Source organism: Paenibacillus tianjinensis, from assembly GCF_017086365.1.
In the GTDB taxonomy this organism is placed as follows: Bacteria; Bacillota; Bacilli; order Paenibacillales; family Paenibacillaceae; genus Paenibacillus_AQ; species Paenibacillus_AQ tianjinensis.
On sequence record NZ_CP070969.1, the window covers coordinates 1,400,137 to 1,424,250 of the forward strand.

20 protein-coding genes and 3 pseudogenes are annotated in these 24,114 nt (G+C 46.2%); 21 read left to right on the forward strand and 2 right to left on the reverse strand.

From position 1 onward, the window contains the following. Window positions 1-93 precede the first annotated feature (93 nt). Complete coding sequence (locus tag JRJ22_RS06180) at window positions 94-3,900, reverse strand: hypothetical protein (protein WP_206103689.1); 3,807 nt, start codon at window positions 3,898-3,900, stop codon at window positions 94-96. A gap of 245 nt (window positions 3,901-4,145) precedes the next feature. Between JRJ22_RS06180 and sigK (JRJ22_RS06185) the strand changes: the two are divergent. The 20 genes and pseudogenes from sigK (JRJ22_RS06185) to JRJ22_RS06280 form a co-directional block, all read left to right on the forward strand. Then, window positions 4,146-4,658 (forward strand): annotated as a pseudogene (gene sigK / locus JRJ22_RS06185) (RNA polymerase sporulation sigma factor SigK); the annotation flags it as partial. Window positions 4,659-4,832: 174 nt separating this feature from the next. Next, window positions 4,833-5,012, forward strand: a complete 180-nt coding sequence (locus tag JRJ22_RS06190) for a hypothetical protein (protein WP_206105367.1) — start codon at window positions 4,833-4,835, stop codon at window positions 5,010-5,012. Next, window positions 5,005-5,604, forward strand: coding sequence for an ATPase (locus tag JRJ22_RS06195; RefSeq protein ID WP_206103690.1), 600 nt, complete (start codon window positions 5,005-5,007; stop codon window positions 5,602-5,604). The genes JRJ22_RS06190 and JRJ22_RS06195 overlap by 8 nt, the downstream gene beginning before the upstream one ends. Window positions 5,605-5,674: 70 nt before the next feature. After that, window positions 5,675-6,178: pseudogene (gene sigK, locus JRJ22_RS06200) on the forward strand (RNA polymerase sporulation sigma factor SigK); the annotation flags it as partial. A 102-nt stretch (window positions 6,179-6,280) separates the two neighbouring features. Further along, the gene (locus JRJ22_RS29665) at window positions 6,281-6,361 is read left to right on the forward strand and encodes an ArsR family transcriptional regulator (RefSeq protein WP_206104999.1); all 81 of its coding nucleotides are present in this window, start codon (window positions 6,281-6,283) and stop codon (window positions 6,359-6,361) included. A 122-nt stretch (window positions 6,362-6,483) separates the two neighbouring features. Further along, a complete protein-coding gene (locus tag JRJ22_RS06210) occupies window positions 6,484-6,660 on the forward strand; it encodes a hypothetical protein (RefSeq protein WP_206103691.1) in 177 nt (58 codons plus the stop codon). A gap of 656 nt (window positions 6,661-7,316) precedes the next feature. Further along, window positions 7,317-7,805, forward strand: coding sequence for a hypothetical protein (locus JRJ22_RS06215; RefSeq protein WP_206103692.1), 489 nt, complete (start codon window positions 7,317-7,319; stop codon window positions 7,803-7,805). A gap of 274 nt (window positions 7,806-8,079) precedes the next feature. Beyond that, window positions 8,080-8,790, forward strand: a complete 711-nt coding sequence (locus JRJ22_RS06220) for a DNA alkylation repair protein (RefSeq protein ID WP_206103693.1) — start codon at window positions 8,080-8,082, stop codon at window positions 8,788-8,790. A 396-nt stretch (window positions 8,791-9,186) separates the two neighbouring features. Further along, window positions 9,187-10,587, forward strand: coding sequence for a glycoside-pentoside-hexuronide (GPH):cation symporter (locus JRJ22_RS06225; RefSeq protein ID WP_206103694.1), 1,401 nt, complete (start codon window positions 9,187-9,189; stop codon window positions 10,585-10,587). Window positions 10,588-10,730: 143 nt separating this feature from the next. After that, the gene (locus JRJ22_RS06230) at window positions 10,731-11,687 is read left to right on the forward strand and encodes an ROK family glucokinase (RefSeq protein WP_206103695.1); all 957 of its coding nucleotides are present in this window, start codon (window positions 10,731-10,733) and stop codon (window positions 11,685-11,687) included. Between the two features lie 289 nt (window positions 11,688-11,976). Further along, on the forward strand, window positions 11,977-12,615 hold the full coding sequence (locus JRJ22_RS06235; protein ID WP_206103696.1) for a TetR/AcrR family transcriptional regulator: 639 nt from the start codon (window positions 11,977-11,979) through the stop codon (window positions 12,613-12,615). Between the two features lie 25 nt (window positions 12,616-12,640). Continuing rightward, window positions 12,641-13,195 carry a hypothetical protein gene (locus JRJ22_RS06240; protein ID WP_206103697.1) on the forward strand — a complete coding sequence of 185 codons (555 nt, stop codon included), beginning with the start codon at window positions 12,641-12,643 and terminating at the stop codon, window positions 13,193-13,195. A gap of 77 nt (window positions 13,196-13,272) precedes the next feature. Next, on the forward strand, window positions 13,273-14,064 hold the full coding sequence (locus JRJ22_RS06245; protein WP_206103698.1) for a sugar phosphate isomerase/epimerase family protein: 792 nt from the start codon (window positions 13,273-13,275) through the stop codon (window positions 14,062-14,064). Between the two features lie 15 nt (window positions 14,065-14,079). Then, the gene (locus tag JRJ22_RS06250) at window positions 14,080-15,168 is read left to right on the forward strand and encodes a Gfo/Idh/MocA family protein (RefSeq protein ID WP_206103699.1); all 1,089 of its coding nucleotides are present in this window, start codon (window positions 14,080-14,082) and stop codon (window positions 15,166-15,168) included. 232 nt (window positions 15,169-15,400) lie between these two features. After that, a complete protein-coding gene (locus JRJ22_RS06255) occupies window positions 15,401-16,498 on the forward strand; it encodes a Gfo/Idh/MocA family protein (protein WP_206103700.1) in 1,098 nt (365 codons plus the stop codon). Between the two features lie 18 nt (window positions 16,499-16,516). Then, complete coding sequence (locus JRJ22_RS06260; protein ID WP_206103701.1) at window positions 16,517-17,485, forward strand: sugar phosphate isomerase/epimerase family protein; 969 nt, start codon at window positions 16,517-16,519, stop codon at window positions 17,483-17,485. Window positions 17,486-17,517: 32 nt separating this feature from the next. Continuing rightward, window positions 17,518-20,016, forward strand: a complete 2,499-nt coding sequence (locus JRJ22_RS06265; protein WP_206103702.1) for a GH39 family glycosyl hydrolase — start codon at window positions 17,518-17,520, stop codon at window positions 20,014-20,016. Window positions 20,017-20,049: 33 nt separating this feature from the next. Further along, on the forward strand, window positions 20,050-21,036 hold the full coding sequence (locus tag JRJ22_RS06270) for a sugar phosphate isomerase/epimerase family protein (protein WP_206103703.1): 987 nt from the start codon (window positions 20,050-20,052) through the stop codon (window positions 21,034-21,036). Window positions 21,037-21,055: 19 nt separating this feature from the next. Then, window positions 21,056-21,448, forward strand: coding sequence for a C-glycoside deglycosidase beta subunit domain-containing protein (locus tag JRJ22_RS06275; protein ID WP_206103704.1), 393 nt, complete (start codon window positions 21,056-21,058; stop codon window positions 21,446-21,448). A 154-nt stretch (window positions 21,449-21,602) separates the two neighbouring features. Continuing rightward, a pseudogene (locus JRJ22_RS06280) lies at window positions 21,603-21,698 on the forward strand (RNA polymerase subunit sigma-70); the annotation flags it as partial. A gap of 146 nt (window positions 21,699-21,844) precedes the next feature. On the opposite strand, the gene JRJ22_RS06285 reads toward JRJ22_RS06280, so the two are convergent. Further along, window positions 21,845-22,366 (reverse strand): hypothetical protein, encoded by a 522-nt coding sequence (locus JRJ22_RS06285; RefSeq protein ID WP_206103705.1) that lies wholly within the window; start codon window positions 22,364-22,366, stop codon window positions 21,845-21,847. 776 nt (window positions 22,367-23,142) lie between these two features. Between JRJ22_RS06285 and JRJ22_RS06290 the strand changes: the two genes are divergently transcribed. Continuing rightward, on the forward strand, window positions 23,143-24,069 hold the full coding sequence (locus tag JRJ22_RS06290) for a copper amine oxidase N-terminal domain-containing protein (protein ID WP_206103706.1): 927 nt from the start codon (window positions 23,143-23,145) through the stop codon (window positions 24,067-24,069). Window positions 24,070-24,114 lie beyond the last annotated feature (45 nt).

Here is a 24,114-nt window from a genome sequence, read left to right on the forward strand (position 1 = left end):
GTTCCGATTCGGTTTAACTAAAATCCTATCTGAAACTGAAAATAAGGTTTAGATAAACAAGTTGGACTTCTTAAATAAAAGTGAATAAATCACCTATTCAAAACGTTCGTTACGCTCCCTATTTCGTGCTAATTCCCATTCGCGTTCAGAGCGGACTTCTTCCCTGAATATTTTTTCTTCTTGAATAGCCCACTGTGAAACATTAGGGTCCTCATGTTGTTTTAGGTGCGATATTAATGGGATAAACTTTTGCATAATCTCTGCTCGGGAACTACTCCATGAAGTTGGTCTGAAAGCATGCTTAAATTCCTTTAAAATTGTAACTGGATCGGAAGAATTTCTAATCAATGTAATTGCGAGTGGAGACCAATCAATTCCGTCTCCAATATTTTTGTATGGCAAAATAACTGATGCTATTCTTGGGTATCGAACCTCTGGATTAATACCACACCATGAAAGAATAATATCGTCATTGATGACAGTTAACGGATTTATAGAAGAATGTAGATCATCTGAAACCAGTCGAGATATGCCATAAATAACTTCTTCATACTCTACTAGAAAAGCATCAAGAAATATTAATGGATGGGTTGAGGCAATTGCTACCAAAACATCATCAAAATCAGTGAGATGAATTTCATAGTTTTCTAATCCAGCAGCTATTTTATTTGCTACTAATCGAATGTTTCCCGCCGCTTCTTCATTAGAAAAAAAGTATTCTACTAATTTTGCTAATTCATAATCTTTATGGGCTGCATTAACATGGTTAAATGAATATTTTACGAGTAGTTCTTGACCTAATGCAATAATCTCATCACCAATGTTTTCCTTTTTTTCTCCATGAATCCTCATATGAAGAATTTCGATTGCAACGTTGCTTCCATCGCTTTTAGAGGCAATGAGCTTTATTAATTCACAAAAATCACTATCGTTTATACTATCGAAAGCTCTTCCATACGATAAATTTCGATACATCCAAATTGGAGCACTCTCAAGTTGAAGTGCTTTTTTTAATCGCTCTATTCCTTCTTTATTGATACTTACACTGGTCTGAATTATTGGGAAACTAGCAGATAATAGCTGACACGTTACAGCTTCATTTAATAAGTTTTCACACAAGTCATTATTAGTATTTGAAAGGCCACTTAAGAATCCTCTAAGTAACTGGAAGTTACGCTTGGATACAGGTATGGAGTGTAAATGATGAAGCATATTCTCCCATATGCTTCTCGGGTTACAAATGCTTTCCGACAGACCTTGTCCGAAATCAAAAATTCTTATCCCTTCGTGGCTTAAGAGCTCCGGCAACAGTTCATCTACTAACTCCATACTAGAACCAACTTCTTTCCCAAGTGAGCGAGCAGTATTTTGTATCTTAGTGTAGCTTTCAGTTGAATCTGATTCTTCTTCAATGGTATCAATTAGGTCCAAGGCGTTTTTATAACCAGAAAGTGTGTATAGTCTGGCTTTACCAATCAAAGTAGTTGGTGCAAGGATTTTAGCTAGATTATTTAATCTGTCAACAATACTTGGTGTCATTACTTTTGCATCAAACCTAATAGTGCTTTTTACCGCTGTCCACCCCTCGTTCCAAACATGCTTTTCAGCAATAAGATTTGTTACCGCTTCTAATTCGTCATACATCGCAGCTCTTGTCCATAGCCCTCTGAATTTCATAGATAGAACTTCTCTAAGTTTAGCCGCTAAAGAATTTTCAGAAGCCACTAATGGTGATATGTAATCAAGAAATGTCTTATACCAGTGATTAATATCCGCCTTAGTTTTCGGTGACCAGCCGTAGTCTCTAGCACGAGCGCCAAATTCAAAGCTGTTACTTGAGCTGAAATTCCATGCTTCTAGTGCTGCGCTTAACAATGATACGCCCAAATCTACTCGGTCCTCTGCAGCAGACTCTAATAAAGTAGAGATCACACTAAGTCGTTGCTCGGGTGTTGCATGAGTGCCTGAGAGATAAATATAGAACAGCGATTTTAATAATTTTCTTATAGAATTAAAATTTTCATCAGATTGTTCAGCTAAAGCAAATCGGCATAGAAGATGAGTTGCTCTTTCAAATAAAAGTGGGTCATATGCTATTGACCGGAGAAGTCTAGTGAAATCACAAAAATGATTATTCTCACGCGAAAAAAATATATGGGGATTTTCTTGATTAACTACTCCCTCTAGGAGGGATAATACCAAGTTTGGATTTACCGGTGCTATATTTCTTAGTAAGGTAATACCAGGTTCATTTAAATTCATAATATTACCTAACAAACCCGTTTCCGAAAGCCATTCCCTAGAAATCTCAATTGCCGCTTGTGAATTATGTAGGAAACCTAGTCGTCTAGAGAATGATTTTAGCAACCTTTTAGACCCATCTCTTAAGAAGGTATCAGTAATAATATAAGCCGGTATACTCTGTAGTGCTCTTTCAGCAAGTCTATTTGCCACCGCATGCGGAAGCACCGCCCGCCAATGACCCCGTTGTTGAACAAGTTCACGACGTTTAAGATCAACTACGTTTTCATAGAGTTCACGATCACTTAGGTCTCTTAGGGAGCCTAGTAATTTCAATTCACTTTCATCGACTTCACTTATTCGAATGTCAAATGAGTATACAAGCGAACAAACTTCCGCTACCTTAAGAAGCTTGCTATCTGGTAAATTTCTTTGCTGAAACAATCTTTCAAATAAATCATGATCTCTAAGTTGAGTTATATCTTCTCCTCTTTCAATAGTCTTTGCTAAAGTAATAGCAATACGTGCATTACCACCTGCAAATTCAGCTATTGTCCTGGCACCAGTTTCAGTTATGTGAGCAAATCGACTAAGAATAACCTTCTCAATTAAATCACTGGATGCTGGTTCTAAACGATAAACTTCAGTTTCTTCGGGTTGATCATCCCTCACATCATATTCGACAGTGAGAAGACTAAGCTGACTTCCGGCTGACGAGCATATAATCGTTAATTTTCTATGTAATTCAGGTGGGCAGTTATCAATTACTAGTATTAGTGGTTTCTGAAAAGCAATTAACATTTCAGCGAAATTTCTCGGGTCAGGATGGGGGCTGTCACTAATATCAGTATAAAAAACTTGAGAAGAATTAAGCGGTTTTTCACCAATTCTTCCATCAAACAAAGATTGCACTAAGCGTGTTTTTCCGACCCCCGATAATCCCACTAAACGAACAGAGGCTCCTGGACGACTAAGAACACCTCGCAGTTCATCTATTCCCTCTGATACTGAAAGAGCATCGGATTGTAATCTAGTTGAATTATATAAACGAACATGGCTATCCGTAAAATATGCTTCCTCCATTCCCCCTGGACAGTTCGCCCAATTCCCGTAAGATTTCCATCCTTGAATTGGACGGCCTATCTTATTGCGTACCCACAAGATTAGGGCAGGATGTACACGAACCCAACTTGCAATTCGCCCACGGTCATAGAAATCAACCTTAAGTCGAGCGGCTTTTGGATAGTCAGCAACAGCACTTTGCATTGCTACCTTGCGATTTCTTAAAGTTGAGTCTGCTGTAGAGCCTTGGCTACTAACAATAATGTACGCCCCGTTATTATCTGCTAAGTCTCTGATAACTTGTCTAAGCTTATTGTTAGGCCGCATTTCCTCAATAATTGCACTTCTCGGCATATCAGGCTTTTTGACTTGAAATCCTGTATTTGATCTAGGGATAAAACCATCATTTTGGAAGGCTGACGTTAATTCCACACGAACATCTATACCACCATCACTAGCATTCTGGTGTCCTCCCCAAGTAACACCTGCAACTGGTAATCCCATATTACGTATCTCTGCTTCACAAAGAAGTCCGATAAGTGACCTAAGGTCTGAATCATTTAGTTCTGCAATATCGTTTCCTGTTATATCCAGCATAATAAACCTCCTGCTCATAAAGTATAAGCACGTTTTCAAAAAAGACGGATTTCTGATTATGATTGATCTTTTAATTATATAGAATTAGTGGTTTGCTTAGTAAGTAATAACTGAATTTAATACTAAATAATATCGTTCTTAGCTTCAATTTGACGAAGAGTAACATATAAACTAGTTTAAGTTGACGAACAACTTTTGAAAGTACATTACCACCACTTTACATATAATTTACATCGTATCGTGTCCATAACCTCAAAAAATTCGACAACACCGGCGAAGATATGGAAGACCTCATCTCCATCGGCACCATCGGCCTGATCAAGGCCATTGAAAGCTACCGCCCGAACAAAGGCACGAAGCTCGCCACTTTTGCCGCCCGCTGTATCGAGAATGAAATCCTTATGCATTTAAGATCGCTTAAAAAGACCAAAAAGGACGTATCCCTGCATGACCCTATAGGGACGGACAAGGAAGGTAATGAGATTACGCTGATCGATATCCTCGGTTCCGACGCAGATGATATTGTCAAAGAAGTGGATCTGAAGATTGAGAAGAGCAAGATTTATCGTAATTTGGATATTCTGGATGACCGGGAAAAGGAAGTTGTGGTCGGGCGGTTTGGGCTTGATACAGGCGGGGAAGAGCGGACGCAGCGGGAGATTGCGAAGGAGCTGGGGATTTCGCGGAGTTATGTGTCGCGGATAGAGAAAAGGGCGCTCATGAAGCTTTATCATGAGTTTTATAAGGCGAAGCGGTGAGGTAAGGAGTTGCCTGTAGGAATGAGACTTCAAATGTCTCGATCCTGCAGGTTATTTGTGTTTTATATAAGAAATTTAAAAATCACTGTGTTATCTTCAAAGCTTTAGTCAGATATAAAATGTACTGTACTGTGGTATACTCGAACTATAAGTGGAAAATGAGGTGTTTGTGTAATGATGAATCTTACGAAGGACCTTGCTAAATTGATCCGGTTAACGGGTGACCGGGCGATGTTGGATGCTAAAGCAAATGGAACTTATATAGTATATAAGACAAATGAGGGGCAAATTGTTAGAGAATATAGTACGGGCAAGATCGAGAAAATGAATGAACAGGATTTCATCCATGAATGATACGCAGGCAACGATGTTTGTGTTTGCCGGTAATAATGGGAGCGGTAAGAGCACAATCCGCAACTTGATTGTTGACCGACTTGGAGTAAGTGTGAATATTGATCCGGATGCACTAGCCCGTAAAATTAATAGTGGACATCCTGAAAAGAGTAAAGTATCCGCTGGAAAAGAAGCTATAAGGATAGCCAGGGAATGTATCCGAAATAAGTGGGATTTCACTGTGGAAACCACCTTAGCGGGTGGTAACGTTATAAGGCAGATGAGGGATGCAAAAGAACAAGGCTTTGAAATTATTGTGTTTTATGTGGGACTAGGGGAAGTTCGGCTAAATATTGAACGTGTTGCTCTACGTGTGAAAAACGGTGGTCATCATATTGAAACCGAGGATATTATTAGACGCAATGTAACAAGTATGAATAATCTGCTATCTCACTTAGACCTGATTGATCAATTAATTGTTGTTGATAATAGTAAAGCTGATGGGGAGTTTATTCTCGAAGCAGATAATAGCGGGATAAAATATTATTTAAATGAACTGCCTGAATGGGCACAATTAATCGATAGACAATTACAAATTAAATACAGAACGTAAAAAAAACCAATTCGAATCGGGAACGATCGTGATTGGTTATTTTGTTTACATCGCATCGTGTCCAGAACCTCAAAAATTCGACAACACCGGCGAAGACATGGAAGACCTCATCTCCATCGGCACCATCGGGCTGATCAAGGCCATTGAGAGCTACCGCCCGAACAAAGGCACGAAACTGGCTACATTTGCTGCCCGCTGTATTGAAAATGAAATCCTCATGCATTTGAGATCGCTTAAAAAGACCAAAAAGGATGTATCCCTGCATGATCCGATCGGGACGGACAAGGAAGGTAACGAGATCACGCTGATCGATATCCTCGGTTCCGACGCAGATGATATTGTGAAAGAAGTGGATCTGAAGATCGAGAAGAGCAAGATATATCGTAATCTGGATATTCTGGATGACCGGGAAAAGGAAGTTGTGGTCGGCCGCTTCGGCCTGGACACCGGCGGAGAAGAGCGGACGCAGCGGGAGATTGCGAAGGAGCTAGGGATCTCACGGAGTTATGTGTCGCGGATAGAGAAAAGGGCGCTCATGAAGCTGTATCATGAGTTTTATAAGGCGAAGCGGTGAGAAGAGTGAAGAGATCTGTCGGGGACAGGTCTCTTTTCGTATTATTAGGTCAGCCGGTAAACTTCTGGTTGGTCTGTTTCTGCATGTGTTTCAAGCAGGGAGATAACCTATCAGTCGCGTTCCTTGGTATCCCATCAATTAAGAGTATTGAAGGAAGCAGAAATCGTTAGCGTTCGTAAATAAGGGGCAATCAATTACTACCGCCTGGATGTACAAAGCAAGCTGAGTTTCCTGAAAAATCTGGCTCAGGAAATCGATAATGCGCTTTCGTACTGCAAATTGCCTTCTAACGGGAGGGAAGAGCAATGAACAAAAACATTAAGGCCAGAAACGGCGTTCTTATTCCCAAATTGGGCTTTGGCGTATATAAAATACCTAAAGGGCAAGCTTTTGAACAATCAAACGGCGAAGCGATTCGTGGACAACAGAGTTCGGCTACATGGCGACGAAAAAAGCGTTCGAACAAACCTGCAGAAAGCTGAACGTCACCTATCTTGATATGTATTTGATATTCTTTGCCGGCCCACAATATGTGGAAGCTTGGAGGGCAATATAAGAGCTATACCCTGAGGGAAGAATCAAAGTAATCGGCGTTGCTTATTTTGAGATCGGGTATCTGGATCATTTGATGAAGCATCGTCTATTCTGCCGATGATCAATCAGGTCGAAACCCATCCGTAATTTCCGCAGCATGAGTTGCATGAATATATGATTCGGCACCAGATTGTGCACGAAGCCGAGGTGTAAACCGATTCAGCTCGGTTTAGATCGTATTAGTTTACTTAGTTGTTGAGAAGAGGGCGCTTATGAAGTCGTCTCATGGGTTTAATAAGGCGATGCTATAGGGAATGGAGGGGTACCAGTCGTTGGACGGGTGCCTTTTTAGTGCTATGTGGTTTCTGATTTATTTGGAAAGGAAAGTCTAGAAACTGCTAACGAAGTTTGAATAAGATTTAACATGTGGATACTAAGTGAACGTTATTGAAATCATAAATAATTTATCCGAAAAATTCCTTCATCATGGAAATACCTATAGTGGAATTTTTGTTATAATGTGGTGATTAAACTGAAGGGGTTGATAATGATTAATTGTTCAAGAAAAGTGTTAAAACTCATATCATTCTCGATTTTATTACTTATGGTTATTGGAATGAGTACGGCTTGCGACCCATCTTCGAAAAATAAGTCTTCTTTTTACGAATCCACTAACAGTACCTCTTTAAGTGATGAAGATATCCAATCCATTTCCTTAAATTCAACTGAGACAGATGTACTTAATGTTTTTGGTGAACCCGATTTTAAGGATGAAGTGAAGTCACCGAAATCTGTGCATTTCATTTATGGAAAGGAACAGTCCCGTTTCGACGTCGATTTCCTATTAATGAATAATAAGGTAGCGAGATATCATATAGGCAGCACTAAGTATAAAACAAACCGGGACATTACGTTAAACAACTCTAAGGAAGATGTTATTTCCGCATATGGTAAGAACTCTTATACACGATCCGATACAGGAGCGGAAATTATTGGTTACTTTGATAAGGTGAATGGCACTAATCTTGAATTTGGATTTTCCAAAAACAAAGTCATTACGATTATTTACTCGTATTATACATATTCTAAATGAGTTACGTAATAATGATGACATTGACTGAAAAAGTTATATCCGCGGCTGGAGGGGGCCATGCTTCTCCCGGTAAAATTGGAACAGTGAGATTTGAGCAGATGTGCGTTTCCATAGGGTTCCTTTCTTGGTGGGCTTCGACAATTCCGAGAACCTTCTCTGCGAATTCACCCGACAAGCGACAACAGACCAACGGCCACTCCGCTAACAGCCTCACTTGCGGCAAGGACGGCTGTGAAGTACACTTTCAGTATCTAAAGCTAAGGACGTGTTATGGATGAATGCAGAAAGGGTAATGCAGGAGCTCGAAGCCCTCGGCAAGGAACGCACGAAGAAAATGTACTGCTCAAACGGTGCACAGGAGCCGTTGTTCGGCGTGGCAACCGGAGCGATGAAGCCGATTTTCAAGCAGACCGGGATTAATCAGGAGCTGGCTGAGCAGCTGTATGCTACAGGCAACTATGACGCGATGTATTTTGCCGGGATTATTGCCGATCCGAATGGCATGACCGAAGCTGATTACGACCGGTGGATGGATGCTGCCTACTTTTATATGCTGTCCGATTTTGTGGTGGCGGTGACCCTCGCGGAGGCTGAGATTGCCCAGCAGGTGGCCGATAAATGGATTGCCAGCGGGGAGGATTTGCGGATGTCGGCGGGCTGGAGCTGTTACTGCTGGCTGCTCGGCAACCGGAAGGATGCGGAATTCGATGCAGACAAGCTGGCCGGCATGCTGGAGCGGGTGAAGAATACCATTCACGATGCGCCCGAAAGGACCAAATATTCCATGAATAACTTCCTCTACACAGTGAGCATATCTTATGTGCCGCTTCATGAGCAGGCCGTCGCAACAGCCAAAGAGGTAGGACCGGTAGAAGTCGGGGACGGCAAGGGAAAGAGCAAGCACATTCATGCCTATGCGAATATTGAGAAAGCTATGGATAAAGGGCAGAAGCCCGGATTCAAGCGCCGGCATGTGAGATGCTGAGGAACTCCAGACAGATTTATATATAGGAAAAGTTATTAAAGGGACAAGCCGGCGGCTTGTCTTTTTTTATGTATTGCTAAGAGCAGCAGTCTGTGATATTTTTGTGATGAAAATATTTACTTGACGTTAACCGTTGTCTTATTGTAAACATTTCCTTTTTTTCGGTAAAAGGTTAACAAAAGCATAGCTGAATTTAACCTGGCTCTCTTAAGCTCCTGGCGCACAGACGGAAATGTACAAAAATAAGTAATTCAAATGATTAAATATCAAAAAGCCTGCAGCCTGGCGGCATCCTATAATGAAAGCGGAAACAATGATAAAGCGCAAAAGGAACGGGGAACGTAAGCTGTATTTTTGCGGATCATGAAAGCGATTAAATAAAGGGAGATGGATACTATGCAATCGACGAATTTGGCAAATGAACTTCTAGTACCCGCAGCGGCAGCGCCTCAGGCCGACGGTAAATTAGGCTTCAGGGAAAAAATCAGCTACGGACTGGGGGATTTGGGCTCCAACCTGATGTGGGAGATTGTCGGAAGCTTCCTGCTTTATTTTTATACTGACGTTGCCTTAATTCCGGTAGCAGCTACAGGCACTCTGATTCTGGTTGCACGGATTCTTGATTCAATCATAGACCCGGTTATCGGCGGCATGGTCGACCGGACCAATACGAAGTACGGCAGATCGAAGCCGTATATCCTGTTTGGCATTATACCGTTTGCCATTATGCTGATTCTGACCTTCACCAGCCCTGATATTTCTGTAACCGGCAAAATCATTTATGCCTCCGTTACCTACATTATCGCCGGCCTGCTGTACTCCCTGGTGAATGTACCCTACGGTGCGCTTATGCCAATGATGACTAGAAGCGGGGATGAGAAGAACCAGCTGTCCAGCTTCCGGATGGTCGGTATGGCTGCCGGCAGTATTATCGTAACCGCTTTAACAACGCCTATGGTCGAATTTTTCGGCGGAGGAAATGAAAAGACAGGTTATCTGTTCACTACAGTCGTATTCGCCGTACTCAGCGCCATTATGTTCCTCATAGTCTATAAAAATTGTAAAGAACGTTATGTAGAGCCTGTATCTGCTGTTAAACAAAAAGGGGCCTTGCTTCAGACTTATAAAAGCGCATTCAAGAATACACCTTGGGTAGCTACGATATTGTTCTCGCTGCTGCTCTTCGTCCGGACAGGTGCCATTGTCTCGATCACGATTTATTTCTGCCTGCATGTACTGCACAACCCGAGAATGATCTCCATCCTGCTTCCGTCGCTGTATGTATCTATCCTGTTCTCTGCCGCTATTACTCCAGCATTCCTGCGGAAGTTCAAGCAGCGTAAGGGCAACATTATCGCCAATGTTTGTTTTATGATCGGAGTAGCGATTATGCCGATGCTTGAAAATAATATGACCCTGTTCGTCGGCGTATGGTTCCTGGCTAATGTGATCGGCGGAATCAGCTCCGGTGCCGTGTTCAGTATGATCGCCAATTCCGTCGACTACAACGAATGGAAATTCAACAAAAAGGCCGAAGGCACCCTGTACGCCGGCTACAGCTTTGCAACAAAAGTCGGAATGGCACTGGGCAGCGCTGTTGTGGGATATACACTGGCTATGTCCGGCTATAATGCTGAAAATGTAACACCTGAGGCTTCCTCTGCCATCAATGTATTATTCTTTGCGATTCCGCTTGTGTGTACGGTACTGCAGATTATTGCCGTTTCCTTCTACAAGCTGGATGCCATTCATCCTCAGGTGGTCCGTGAACTGGAACAAAGAAGAAGCGCAGTATAACCAAGCTTGTAAACGGTAGTTCAGAACTGGAAGTTTGCAATGCTGTAAGGTTTCGGACTTATGGCATTGCTTTTTTTTGCAACAAAAGATTACTATAAGTAAATGATTGAACAACAGTACATAATTAGAGGGAGAAGTGTGCAATGGATAAAAGTCAAAAGCTGTACGTAGGCATTGATCTGGGAGGGACCTCGGTTAAGGTGGGGTTATGCGATCGTCTCGGGAAGCTGCTGGCTGTATACGAAGGGCCGACTGAAGCGGAAAAGCGTGCTGAAGGCGTGCTGCAGAACATTGAGCTGTATGTGAGAGAGCTTGTGGGACGGGAAGGCTGTGACTGGGAGCAGATTGCCGGAATCGGAGCTGGCATTCCCGGGTTCCTGGATATGGAGACCGGAGTGGTCAAGGCTTCTCCCAATCTGGGCTGGAAGGATGTGCCGGTCAAAGCCATTCTGGAAGAAAGACTCGGCAAAGAGGTGCGGATCGACAATGATGCCAATGTGGCTGCACTCGGGGAAGTGTGGAGCGGCGCCGCTGCGGGAATTCCGAATGCAGTGTGCTATACCCTTGGAACCGGCGTAGGCGGGGGGATTATTATCAAGAATGTGCTCTGTCAGGGCTACAGCGGCATGGGCGGCGAAATCGGGCATCTGGGTGTTGTGCCTGCAGAAGAAGCCATTACCTGCGGCTGCGGGCAAAAGGGCTGCCTGGAAACTGTATCCTCCGCTACCGGCATTATTTATATGGCCAAAGAAGCCGTGATCCGCGGGGAACAAACCTCACTCGCCCATATCCGTGAACTTACCGCCAAGGATGTGCTGGACGCGGCCAAAGCCGGTGATCAAGTAGCGGCGCGGATTGTGGACAGGGCTGCAGACTATCTGGGTAAATCCATGGCACTGCTGTCGGTCGTGGTCAACCCGCAGCGTTTTGTGATCGGCGGCGGTGTGGCCAAGGCAGGCAGCTTCCTGCTGGATCAGATTGACCATCACTTCCGTAAGTATGCCCTGGAAAATGCCAAGACAAATGTTGATATTGTACCGGCTATCCTGGGCAACAATGCGGGCGTGGTAGGTGCGGCCGGGCTTCATGTATTCGGATGAGCAAGGTGATACACAGTATGGCGGTCAGTATCGGTGAGATTACACAGGTGAACAGCCAGTTCGCCCGGGATACTGGGTTGATCGCCTAGCAGGCGAACGGGATTCTGCAGTAGAGCGTGGTGGTAGCCGGTACTGCCGGGCAGACAGAAAAGAGCGCGGAGGAGCTGAGGAACGGGATTGCCCGCTTCCGGGTGTAATCCGGCTTGCTTTTTAGACCCCCCTGTATTATTCTAACAATGATTAACTACGGATTAATGGTTTACTATCAAACATGGGGGAGATGTTTTAAATGGCTACGACTTGGCATCAGGATGTGCGGAACCGGAACCGTGAAGAGTTCATTCTGGCTGGCCAGCATACGCTGATTGAGCGCAATTTTACTAATGTAGGTCTTAAAGAGATATGTGAACGGGCGAATCTGAGCAAGGTTACCTTCTATAAATGTTTCAATTCACTGGACGAGCTGATCTTTGCGGTACAGCAAAAAGTACTGGGTGAACTGACCGTGTTCATCGAGGAGCATACCGCATCCCGCAGCAGCGGCCTGGAGAGTGTGGAAGGATACCTGGATGTCTGGATTCAGTTTCTGGAGAACCATCCGGATTATTTGAAATACATCGGATTTTTTGATCATACCTACCGTGACCACTATCCAAACGAGGAGCTGCAGGCGACCTACCGGGAACTGGTCAGCGACGGTACCATCGGGCGGGTGCTGCATAATTATATTGAGCAGGGTGTGCGGGACGGCTCGATTCGCTCTGAGCTGCAGCTGCAGAAGACCAGCCTGTTTATTTTCGAGATGATCATCAGCCTGATGCAGCGTCTGGCCTTCCGAGGCAAGCTGCTGCAGGAGGAGCACGGAGTCGACGTGAAGGAGCTCGCGGATACTTCCAAGGCGTTTGTGCTGCATTATTTGAAAAAATAGCCTAAATGGCGGACGACCGGCAGAAATGCCGTCGGTTAACGGCAGACTTAGCGGATTCCTTGTGGGGAATCCGCTTTTTGTGCGCTCTGAGCCTAGAGGGAGCAGGTCCGCCAGTGGAATCAAAGGCAAAAATGCCTTTGAATTAGCCCTAAGCGGGCTGGGCGAGCGAATCAAAGGCAAAAATGCCTTTGAATTGGCCCTGAGCGGGCCGGACGAGCGAATCAAAGACAAAAATGCCTTTGAATTGGCCCTAAGTGGGCCAAGCGAGCGAATCAAAGGCAAAAATGCCTTTGAATTGGCCCTAAGTGGGCGGGGCGAGCGAATCAAAGGCAAAAATGCCTTTGAATTGGCCCTGAGCGGGCCGGACGAGCGAATCAAAGGCAAAAATGCCTTTGAATTGGCCCTGAGCGGGCCGGACGAGCGAATCAAAGGCAAAAATGCCTTTGATTCTGCCCTGGACGGGCCGGATGAGCAAATCAAAGGCAAAAATGCCTTTGATTTCGTCCTGATCGGAGCCGCCCCGGGCCGCAGAAATGATTGCGTTTTCTCTTGCAAAGCAAGACAAATAGTGATAAAGTAATATTAAAGAGTTACTTACAGTTAACCATTAATTATATATAAACTATTACACGGCTTATTAAGAAAGGGAGCGCGCATATGAAGCTGGGAATTATTGCTGCAGTCAACGAGGAAAGCTTTGTTCAGGCCAAAAGCAGAGGTTTGAGTTTTCTGGAATTCACCATTAATGAGGGGGATAACGTCGACGAATTTACCAGTCAGGTTGAACAGATCGCTGAATGGTCTTCCAAGTATGATATAGAGTTCGGCTCAATCGGACGCTGGAAATCGCTGCGGATTAATGAGCAGGGCGGGATCATCCGTGAAGAGCTGGAGCGTTGCTTCAAGCTGATTGATGCTGCAGCCCGGCTGAATTGCCCGAGCTTCGTGGCCGGCTGCAACTATGTGGAAGAGCTGTCGCTGTATGAGAACTGCACGGCGGCGATCGCTTTTTTCAGTGAGCTGATTGCCTACGCCAAGCCTAAGAATGTCGCAGTCTCCTCCTATAACTGCCGTAAAGTAAACTTTGTAAATACTCCGGATATCTGGCGGATTATTCATGGGCATCTGCCGGAGCTGGGCATCAAATTTGATCCATCGCATGCCCGCTTCTTCGGAGGGGATTATCTGCAGGAGACGCTGGATTGGGGGCACCGGTTCACCCATGTGCATCTCAAAGGCTCGCTGCTTGTAAACGGGCAGAAGGTGGATGAACCGCCGGCCGGGATGGACCAGACCGATTGGCCTTCATTTATAGCTACACTGAGAGCAACCGGATATGACGCCGGACTCAGTATTGAACCGCGCAAATCCGCGCTTCCGGACCATCTGGCTGACAAAGGCATAGATTTCTCCGCGGCCTATTTCAAAAAGCTGCTGCTTGAAGATTAAAAAGAGGTGATTACATTGACAGATAAATTAAAATACGCGCTGATCGGCGCAGGCGGAAATGCCGAGAAGAAGCATATCCACGGCTATCTGGCTCTTGAGGATGTTGAGGTTGTTGCCATCTGCGATATTGATGCAGGCAAGGCAGCCAAGATGGCGGAGAAGTACAATGTGCCGGGTGTATACAGTGACTATAAGGAGATGTTCCTCAAAGAACGTCCCGATATCGTCAGCATTGTTACGCCTAACTACCTTCATGCAGAAATTACCGAATTCGCCTTGGCACATGGCGCCCATGTCCACTGTGAGAAGCCGCTCAGCATCAGCAGTGAGGAAGCCCACCGCATTATTGCTGCCCGCGACCGTTCCGGCAAGCAAGTCATGATCGGCCTTAACAACCGTTTCCTTAATGAAGCTGTCTTCCTGAAAAAGTGGATTGATGACGGTAATCTCGGCAACATCTACAATGCCAAAGCAGGCTGGATCCGGCGCAGCGGCATCCCGGGCAGAGGGACCTGGTTCACCGATAAGGATCGTTCCGGCGGCGGGGTTATGATTGACCTGGGCGCCCACTATCTGGACCTTGCTCTGTATTTTATGGGCTTGCCCAAGGTTTCCTATGTGGCCGGCAGCATCCACCAGAACTTTGTCCATACAACCGCCCGGAACCGCAACGGCTACAAAGGAATTGAAGGCGGCCTGTTTAATGTGGAGGATGCCGCAACCGGTTACCTAGGACTGGAAAACGGGGCCAGCCTGTCATTTGATTTCAGCTGGGCCTCCAACATTGAAGAGGACCGTTTCTACGTGGAGCTGATGGGCTCAAAGGGCGGAGCCAGCCTTATTAACGGGCAGCTGAAGCTGTTCGGCGAAAGCTCGGATATCTGTCTGGATATTACCCCGAAGCTGAAGCTGAACCCGACGCTGCAACTGAAGAACGAGTTCCGGCATTTTGTTGACAGTATCCGGCATGGAGGCAGTACGCTGGTTGCCCCGGCGGAAGACGGCCTGTATTTTGCTGAAATCGTAGATGCTTTCTATCAAAGCGCTGCAGCAGGCGCACCTGTGATTTTGAAGCAGGAGCAGCCGGTAGCAGTTGTCAGATAAAGCTTTAATATTGTACGAGGCATGCGGCATTCCTGAAGAACGATTCAGGGATGGCGCATGTTTTTTTTACGTTTAAAAACGATTACAAATTTTAAAAATAACATCTTGCCAAACAAATACGGAAGTGATATTGTATGAACAGGAAGTTTACTATCAGTAAATGATTTAACAAAAGATAATTATTAATTGGTAGTAAATAACTTCGAAACCTTTCATTCAGGAGGAAACTAACATGAGCAAAAAATTGAGATTCGGATTCATCGGCTGCGGCGGGATCGCCAATCAGAAGCACTTCCCGGCACTTGCCGCTCTTAGTGAAGAAGCAGAACTTGTAGCATTCTGTGATATCGTCGAGGAGCGTGCGGCTAAGGCTGCCAAGCAATACGGGATTGAAAATGCAAGCGTATACACAGATTACAAGGAACTGCTGAAGGACGAAACGCTGGATGTAGTACATGTCCTGACTCCAAATGTGTCCCACTCCTACATTACGGTTGATGCGCTGGAAGCCGGCAAGCATGTACTGTGTGAAAAGCCGATGGCCATTAGCACCGAGGAAGCACAGAAAATGCTGGATGCCGCCAAGCGTACCGGCAAAAAGCTGACGATCGGCTACCAGAACCGTTGCCGCGTGGATTCACTGGCTCTTCATGAAGCCTGCGAAAATGATGAGCTTGGTGAAATTTATTTTGCCAAAGCACATGCTGTACGCCGTAAAGCCGTTCCGACCTGGGGTGTGTTCCCGGACAAATCGAAGCAGGGCGGCGGCCCGCTGATTGATATCGGTACCCATGCACTGGATCTGACCCTGTGGAACATGAACAACTACAAACCAAAAATGGTTGTCGGCTCGACTTACCAGAAGCTGAGCAACAACCCGATGGGCAACATGTTCGGACCTTGGGATCCTGAAACCTTTGAAGTGGAAGACTCCGCATTCGGCTTCATCAAGATGGAGAACGGTGCAACGATTTATCTGGAAGCCGCATGGGCGCTCAACGTGCTGGACGGCAAGGAAGCCCAGGTTACGCTGTGCGGAACCAAGGCCGGTGCGGAAATGCGCGGCAAAGCATTCCTGGATGAAGGATATGTGGTGTTCAACTCTGCACAGCACGGTCAGCTGGTTGAAACCGGCCCGTCTGACGGCGGCGGTGTAGCTTACTTCAGCGGAGAGAGCCGCAGAGCGAACGATGTGGAAGCACGGATGTGGCTGGATGCGTTGCTTAACGACAAAGAGCCGCTGGTTAAACCGGAGCAGGCCCTGGTTGTAACACAAATTCTTGAAGCGATCTACAAATCGGCAGAAACAGGCGAGCCGGTATTCTTCTAAAAAGAAGGAGTTGTAACAATGAAACTTGGAGTATTCTCTGTATTGCTGCAGCAGCTGCCTCTGGAGGAAGCGCTGGATATCATCGCCTCCAAAGGACTGGATGCTGTGGAATTGGGAACCGGCGGCTATCCCGGCAATCATCACTGCAAGCCCGATGAGCTGCTGGCTGATGCCGGCAAGCTGAAGGCCTTCAAGCAGCAGTTTGAATCCAGAGGGCTAAGCATCAGCGCACTGAGCTGCCACGGCAATCCGCTGCATCCGCAGAAGGCCGTTGCCCGTCAGTACCATGATGAATTCATGAAGACACTCGACCTTGCCGAGCGTCTGGAGGTTCCGGTTGTTGTCGGTTTCTCAGGCTGTCCTGGTGACTCTGATGATGCGAAGGTTCCCAACTGGCCGGTTGCACCGTGGCCGAACGAATACGGCGAGCTGCTGGCCTGGCAATGGGAGCAGAAGGTTATTCCCTACTGGAAGGAAACCGGACGTTACGCACAGGACAAAGGGCTGAAGATTGCGCTGGAAATGCATGGCGGCTTCTCCGTCCATACACCGGCTACACTGCTGAAGCTGCGCGACGCAGCGGGCGAAGCCATCGGGGCCAACCTTGATCCAAGCCACATGTGGTGGCAGGGCATTGATCCGCTGCAGGCGATCCAGATTCTCGGCCGGGCCGGCGCACTGCATTACTTCCATGCCAAGGATACGGTTATTGATCCGGTCAACGTCAACCGTTACGGGGTTACGGATATGCAGCCGTACACGGCACTGCTGGACCGGGCCTGGAATTTCCGCTCTGTCGGCTATGGCCATGACAGCAAAACCTGGGCTGATCTGATCAGCACATTGCGGCTGGTCGGCTATGATTATGTCATCAGCATTGAACATGAGGATGGACTGATGTCGGTAGGAGAGGGCTTCTCCAAAGCGGTGGATACCCTGAAGCCGCTGCTCATCCGTGAGCCGGCAGCAGAGATGTGGTGGGTCTGATCTACGGATAACAACAGGAAAGGAGCTGTGCAATGGAGAAGTCCGAACATCCTATACTGCGGATTATACCCCGCTTGTCATTACAAACGTCGATTATTACCGAACGGGATTCCGGCTCCGTTGCCAGTCCCGATATCCTGATTGTCTATGTGCTGCGGGGCAACCTGACCGTGCAGCGGCAGGAGCGGAAGCTTGCGCTCGGGCCGCATGAGTTCATCCTGTTTAATCCGTTTGAGGAGCATAAGCTGAGCGCCGGGAAGGATGTATTAGCCGCCCGGTTCAGGGTTCCCCAGGAGCTGCTGACCTTCTTCGGCGGCCAGGAGGAGACAAGGTTCTTCTGCTGCTCCGTGCGGGAGCGCAAGGAAAGCGACGATGAGCTGCGGAGCATGTTCACAGAAATTCTTCAGGGGCGCATCCGGAATAAAACGATGCATCCTGTTGTGGAAATTAAACTGACCTTCGAGATGCTTCATTTGTTGCTAAGCCACTACACGGTAAAAACAGCAGCATCCGGCTCGATGCTTACGCTTAACAAGCCGAATCAGCGGCTGATGGAGATTTGCTCATATATGCTGGCGAACTACCGGCAGCCGCTGACTCTAAATGAAGTGGCCGAACAGCATTATGTATCCGTACCCTATCTCTCCAAGTCATTCAAGAAAGAAACAGGCATGACATTCTCGGAATACCTGAACCAGATCCGTCTCGATCATGCGATGGCCCATCTGCTTTATACAGACCAGCCGATTACGCGGATTGCGCTGGACAGCGGGTTCCCCAGTCTGACCGCGTTCAACCGGGTCTTCCGGGAAGCATATCAGCTGACACCTTCCCAGTACCGGAAGGCGGCACTGGAATCCTGTCCGGCACGATCAAGTGAAGAAGAAAGCTCTGCGCTTGCGGAAAATGCCGATTTGGAAGAGCTGGAAGCGCTGATCAGTAAGCACAATACGCAGGATGCCTCTATTGTTACGGTTCAGGCTGTGCCGAAGCAGGCAGCCGGCTATAAAAGAGTCTGGAAGGAAATCATCAACATCGGCTATGCCCGCGATCTACTGAATTCCGATCTGCAGGAGCAGCTGCCGCTGATCCGCACCGATCTGGGCTTCTCGTATGCCCGGGTGTGGGGGATCTTCAGCGAAGAGATGATGATCGAGGACCCGTCGGACCCGGATAACGGCTATAACTTCAGCAATATCGATAAGCTGATCGATATTCTGATCCGCAACAATCTGCGGCCGTACCTTGAACTGGGCGACAAGCCGAAGCTGATCCAGAAGAATGCCGCCCAGAAGATGGGAAAAGCTCCCGCGGTACACCGGCAGAGAGGGGCGGAGCAATGGAAACGGCTGATCCGCTCCTTCCTCATTCACTGCATTAACCGCTACGGCAGCGAAGAAGTGGAGAGCTGGTATTTTGAGCTATGGCACTCCAGCAAGCATGCGTTTCTGTTTGAGGAAGTGGACCATCTGGTCAGCACCGCTTACCAGCCGGATGAAATGGAGCAATGGTTCAATGAGTATTTTGTCCGGTTCGATCTGACCTGGAGGGAACTAAAGGAGCTTTTGCCTGCGGCGAAGCTTGGGGGCTGCGGATTAAGCATGGATCTCGAGGGGCGCTTTCTGCCGCTTCTGGTGGACAAGTGGGGTCGTAGAGAGATCGTTCCGGATTTCCTGTCCGTCTATCTCTATCCGTATGAATTCACTACACCTGCTGACGGGAGTACCCCGGTATTCGCACATTCAGCCGATGAACAATGGATTCTGCACACCATCCAAGCGGTCAGACAGTCGCTGGCCGATCATGGACTGGAAGATTTGCCGCTGCATGTATCGGAGTGGAACTTCAGTATTTCGAGCAGGGACTCGCTCAATGACAGCATCTTCAAGGCATCCTATATCCTCAAAAATATGACGGATGTGCTTGGCGAGCAGGTGCTGATGGGCTACTGGCTCTACTCTGATATTTTCAGCGAGTTCCGGGACTCCCGGCGGCTGCTGCACGGCGGAGCAGGGCTGATCTCCAAAAACGGAATCAAAAAGCCTGCTTACTATGCATTCGCTTTCCTGAACCGGATGGGCAAGCACCTGATCGGCCGGGGCCGGGATTACATGCTTACCAAACGCAGCGGTGACCGTTACCAGCTCCTGTGCTTTCATTACCGGCATTCCGATTTGAGCGGTTACGGGGAGTCAGAGCCTGTACCTGTGCCGGATGAGCTTCAGGAGTCGGGAACCGGATCTAGGCCGTTGGAGCGTAAATTCCGGCTTGAGGGTCTGAAGGACGGCAGCTACCGGCTGAAGCGTTCCTCTGTCAGCAGCGAGCGGGGCAGCATTCTTAAAGAGTGGAAAAAGTTCGGCGCTGTCCACGATATCCGGCCTGATGAAATTATGTTTCTGAAGCAGATCTGTGTCCCGGATATTTCCGTAGAGCATGTAGAGGTGAAAGGCGGAAGAATAGAGATCAGCAGCTCACTCCGCGCTCACGAAATGTGCCTGATCGAGCTGGAGCTGAGAATGGATACGTTATGACAAAATATTTTATAAAAGAAACGAGGGGTAAACATGTCCAGTATTAAACGGGCAGTAAGCTTGTACAGCTATCAGGATGAATATGTGCGCGGCAAATTGACGCTGGAAGGCTGTCTGCAGGAGCTGGCGGAGATTGGTGTGGAAGGGGTAGAGGTCATCACGGACCAGATGTTCCACAACACGCCGGAAACCGACGATGCGAGCATCAAGAACTGGAAACGGATCGTTGAGGAGACGGGAATCGTTCCGGTCTGCAACGATATTTTTATCAATACAAATCTGTATCATAACCGCATGCTGACCAAGAAAGAAAACTTGGATTTCCTGAAAAAAGAGCTGGTTCAGGCTAGCAAGCTCGGCTTCCCGATGGTTCGTCTTGTTTCCGCCACCCCGGCCGACATTATTGAGGAAGCCCTGCCGCTTGCGGAAGAGCTGAATGTCATTATGGCGCTTGAAGTGCACGCCGGGATGGCTCTTGACAACGCATTGACCAAGAAATTTACCGATATCATGTTCAAGCTGGATTCGCCTTATCTGGGTCTGGTCGTGGATACAGGGATTTTCTGCCGCAGACATCCGCGGGTATCCACAGCCTTTTTCCTCGACCAGGGCTTGAATCCTGAGATTGTAAAATATATCGACGATATCTTTGCCAGCGGGGATGATCCTTTGGAGCTCTCCCATAACAAGCTGCCGGAAGATTTGGAAAAAATGGTCCGTTCCCGGATCGACAGAGAATACATTCTCTTCGCGGGCGGATACGAGAACAAGGATTTCTCCGTTCTGGACCCTTATATGCCGTATGTGAAGCATTTCCACGGCAAGTTCTGGGAGATGACCGAGGAAGGCACAGAATACTCCATTCCTTATAAGGAACTGATTGAATATCTCAAGGAAAAAGGCTACGACGGTTATATTGCCAGCGAATATGAAGGCGGCCGGTTTGCCCTTCCGGGAACCGAGATCGATGCAGTAGCCCAAGTGAGAAAGCAGCAGGACATGCTGCGTTCCTATATCTAAGCAGAGGAGAGATGAGGATATGTTCGATAACTACGTTCTAACAGATAACAGTCTTGAAAATGTTAAAAAGGACGGCGAAATCACCGGCTACAAAATGCGTACGCGCATTACCTATTATCGCGGTATTCCGCTTTCCATGGTTCATGATATCCAGGTTGAGGTGGACGGGCAGGAAGTCCCGCGTGAGCGCATCCGTTTTTCACCGGACGGGGAGATTTATTTTACACTGGAAGAAATGAAGACCGTCACCAGCTACAAATGGGAATACGGACAAGAGGGCATTGTGTATGTAGAACAGCCAGGCGGGCTTGCGCCGGGTGAACATAAGATTAAGCTGACTCAGGTCTCGCGCGTGGCCTACATCCCGGTGCCGTTCTCCGGAACACAGACGAAAACCCTTACTGTAAATTAATGATTTTTTTAAAGTGAATAATGGAAGAGTAAGCCGGCTTTTGATATTGAAGCCTTTCCGGAAAATTATCCGGAGAGGTTTTTTTATCTTTTCTACAGGTATCACGTCAGCAGCGGTGCTCAAAAAGCCAAATCTCTTTAATCTCATGAACTCTGGCCGCTTCGGACTCGATACAGGCGGGGAGGAGCGGACGCAGCGGGAGATCGCGAAGGAGCTGGGGATTTCGTGGAGTTATGTTATAAAACAGTGAGGGAATTGACTCGAGCTGTTCAGAACCTAAATGTTGAGTTAAAAAAGTCCCCGTCAGAAACGTCCAAAAAAAATGATTGAGAAAAAAAAGAAAGACGCTCTAATTCGAGCGTCTTTGTGACATCTTCTCTTGATCAGGCAGAACTTCTAGTCAATAGATATGATCTGCCACTCACCGCTTTTGTCTTTTTCGAAATAGAATGTATATGCCATTTCAGAGACATTTCCGTTACCTTGATTTTCTCCAATTATAGGCACTAGAACACGCCCATCTTCCTCATGCGCTTCGCCAACATCTGTAATTTTAACTGGATTATCTAAGAGATAATCGTGCGCGGTACCAACAGTGGGACCGAGTGTTTGATGAAAAGCATCCACATCTTTTTTAACGATTGCATCAATTGAAGCTTTGAGCTTGGCTTTCATAGCCTCATCAATAAGTGGGTCTTTTATTTCTTCCCACTTAATGTTATTACTGCTGATTGGCCCAGAATTGTTTTCCGTTCCCGTTGTCGTTTCTGATCCTGCAGAGTTAGTTTCAGCTGTATTACTGGATGAGGTCGTTGCTGGGGTGTTCGGATCTGTTGGCTCTTGCTCTTGATTGCCACATGCACCAAGAAATGTGGACGAGAGTAACAGAGTAGCGATGCCCAGGGTAAGCTTATTCATGTGAGAACACATCCTTTCTGTTATTCAGACGTTCAAAAAAAGAAAAAGTTTACAACACTCTTTTTAATTTACACATTTTATTCAAAAAAGGCAAAAGAAGGTGATCTCTAATGAGGCAACCTCTTTTTTTGGTGTGTATGTAAACTTGAACATGGCGAAATGACAACAAAATGAACGACGTAAAGGTGAAATGACCACGAACTGAGATCATTTTTGAACAGTTACGGAACGACTGCCCTTAAGAAGTATTTATAAAGTGCTATTCTTGATAGTTGTCTTGTCTAGGAACCTATTATTACATTTGGACAAGTAACTTCCCGATAATTTAGCACTTTCTTTGGCATCTTCATATAACAATGGAACTATACATTTTTTCATGAGCTACTGATGAGAAGAAATTATATCAAAAACATATATTACATATGACTTTTTTCGAAACCTTACACCAAGTGCAAAGTGTTAGTACTGTTGCTCCATATGTCTGTAATATTCCCAATGGCCAAGCCGCGCTCCATACTTCCCCCCATCCTTCACCTTATATAGGCTCTAAACGTTTAATCTGAGTGATTTCTGATCCCTAAATCAGAAGAAAATCTAGAACGAATAAGAGTAAAGACCAATGAATAAATGAGGAAGTAATGCTTTATTAATTATATATTCTAAAATAATCCATATATTGCAACTTTTCTGGCTTCACAGCGTCAGTATAACATCTGCATATTCAGGATATTTGGAGTGCGTCATACCAGATGATTCCCAAAAAGGAGGAAAATTAAATGAAAAAGAAAGTGGCAGCCAGCTTATTGCTTACTGTAGCCTTATCGTCTACATTGCTAGGCTCTTCATTCGCTAGTAGTCCTTCTTATAAAGTGTCTAGAAGCGGCTCAAGTACTTCTTATGATGGACAGGTGGTCTCAGGCCGGGTGCTTATACCTGTGAAGGCCATTCAAAGCTTCAACGGGATCAAGATGAATTGGAATTCTACGAATAAACAGCTTAAGCTGCAAAAAGGGGATTCCACTGTTCTTCTCACCGCAGGTAAAAGCGTAGCGATAGTTAATAATAAATCCGTCAGCTTAGATGTACCTGTTACGATAATAAACGGAAGAACCCTTGTTCCAATCCGGTTTGTCTCGGAGGCATTAAATTACAATGTTGAATTAAATTCATTGACCAAGCTAATTACCATTTCCGACCGCGCCAATTCTGTCCTGACTGAAAATTATAAGAGCGATAACCTGGCGATATCCCGGATTGCTGCCTTACAGTTTCCTATTCATAATTCCGGATTGCCTATGTTGACGGCAGATGATGAAGGATTGAATACAACCTATTATTTTCCGGAAGGAAAATCGGACCGTTATTTTATTCAAACAGCAGATCTTGTTTATTATTATGAGATCAAGAGCGGTCAAGCCAAGCTGATGTGGGAAGCCAATCTGGATACCACTAAGAAATCTGCTTCCAAAGATATCACTCAACTGTTCGGCTATCAAATCGATAAACAGTACGGTTCGGCGCCCCAGTTGTCCAAGAGATATGTATTTTTTAATGTAGACCTGTTTACGCATATGGTCCAATATGGATTTGCCAATTCTGATGGACAGATGTCGGTCCTGGGATCACAGCAGAGCAGCGCTCAGGTGATCCAGAATAAGAACTTTGTTAGAGAGATTGATGAGGAACAACCGATTGGATCGTAAAAAAACCTGTAAAGTCAAAATTAAAAATTCTCTTATTCCAAAAAC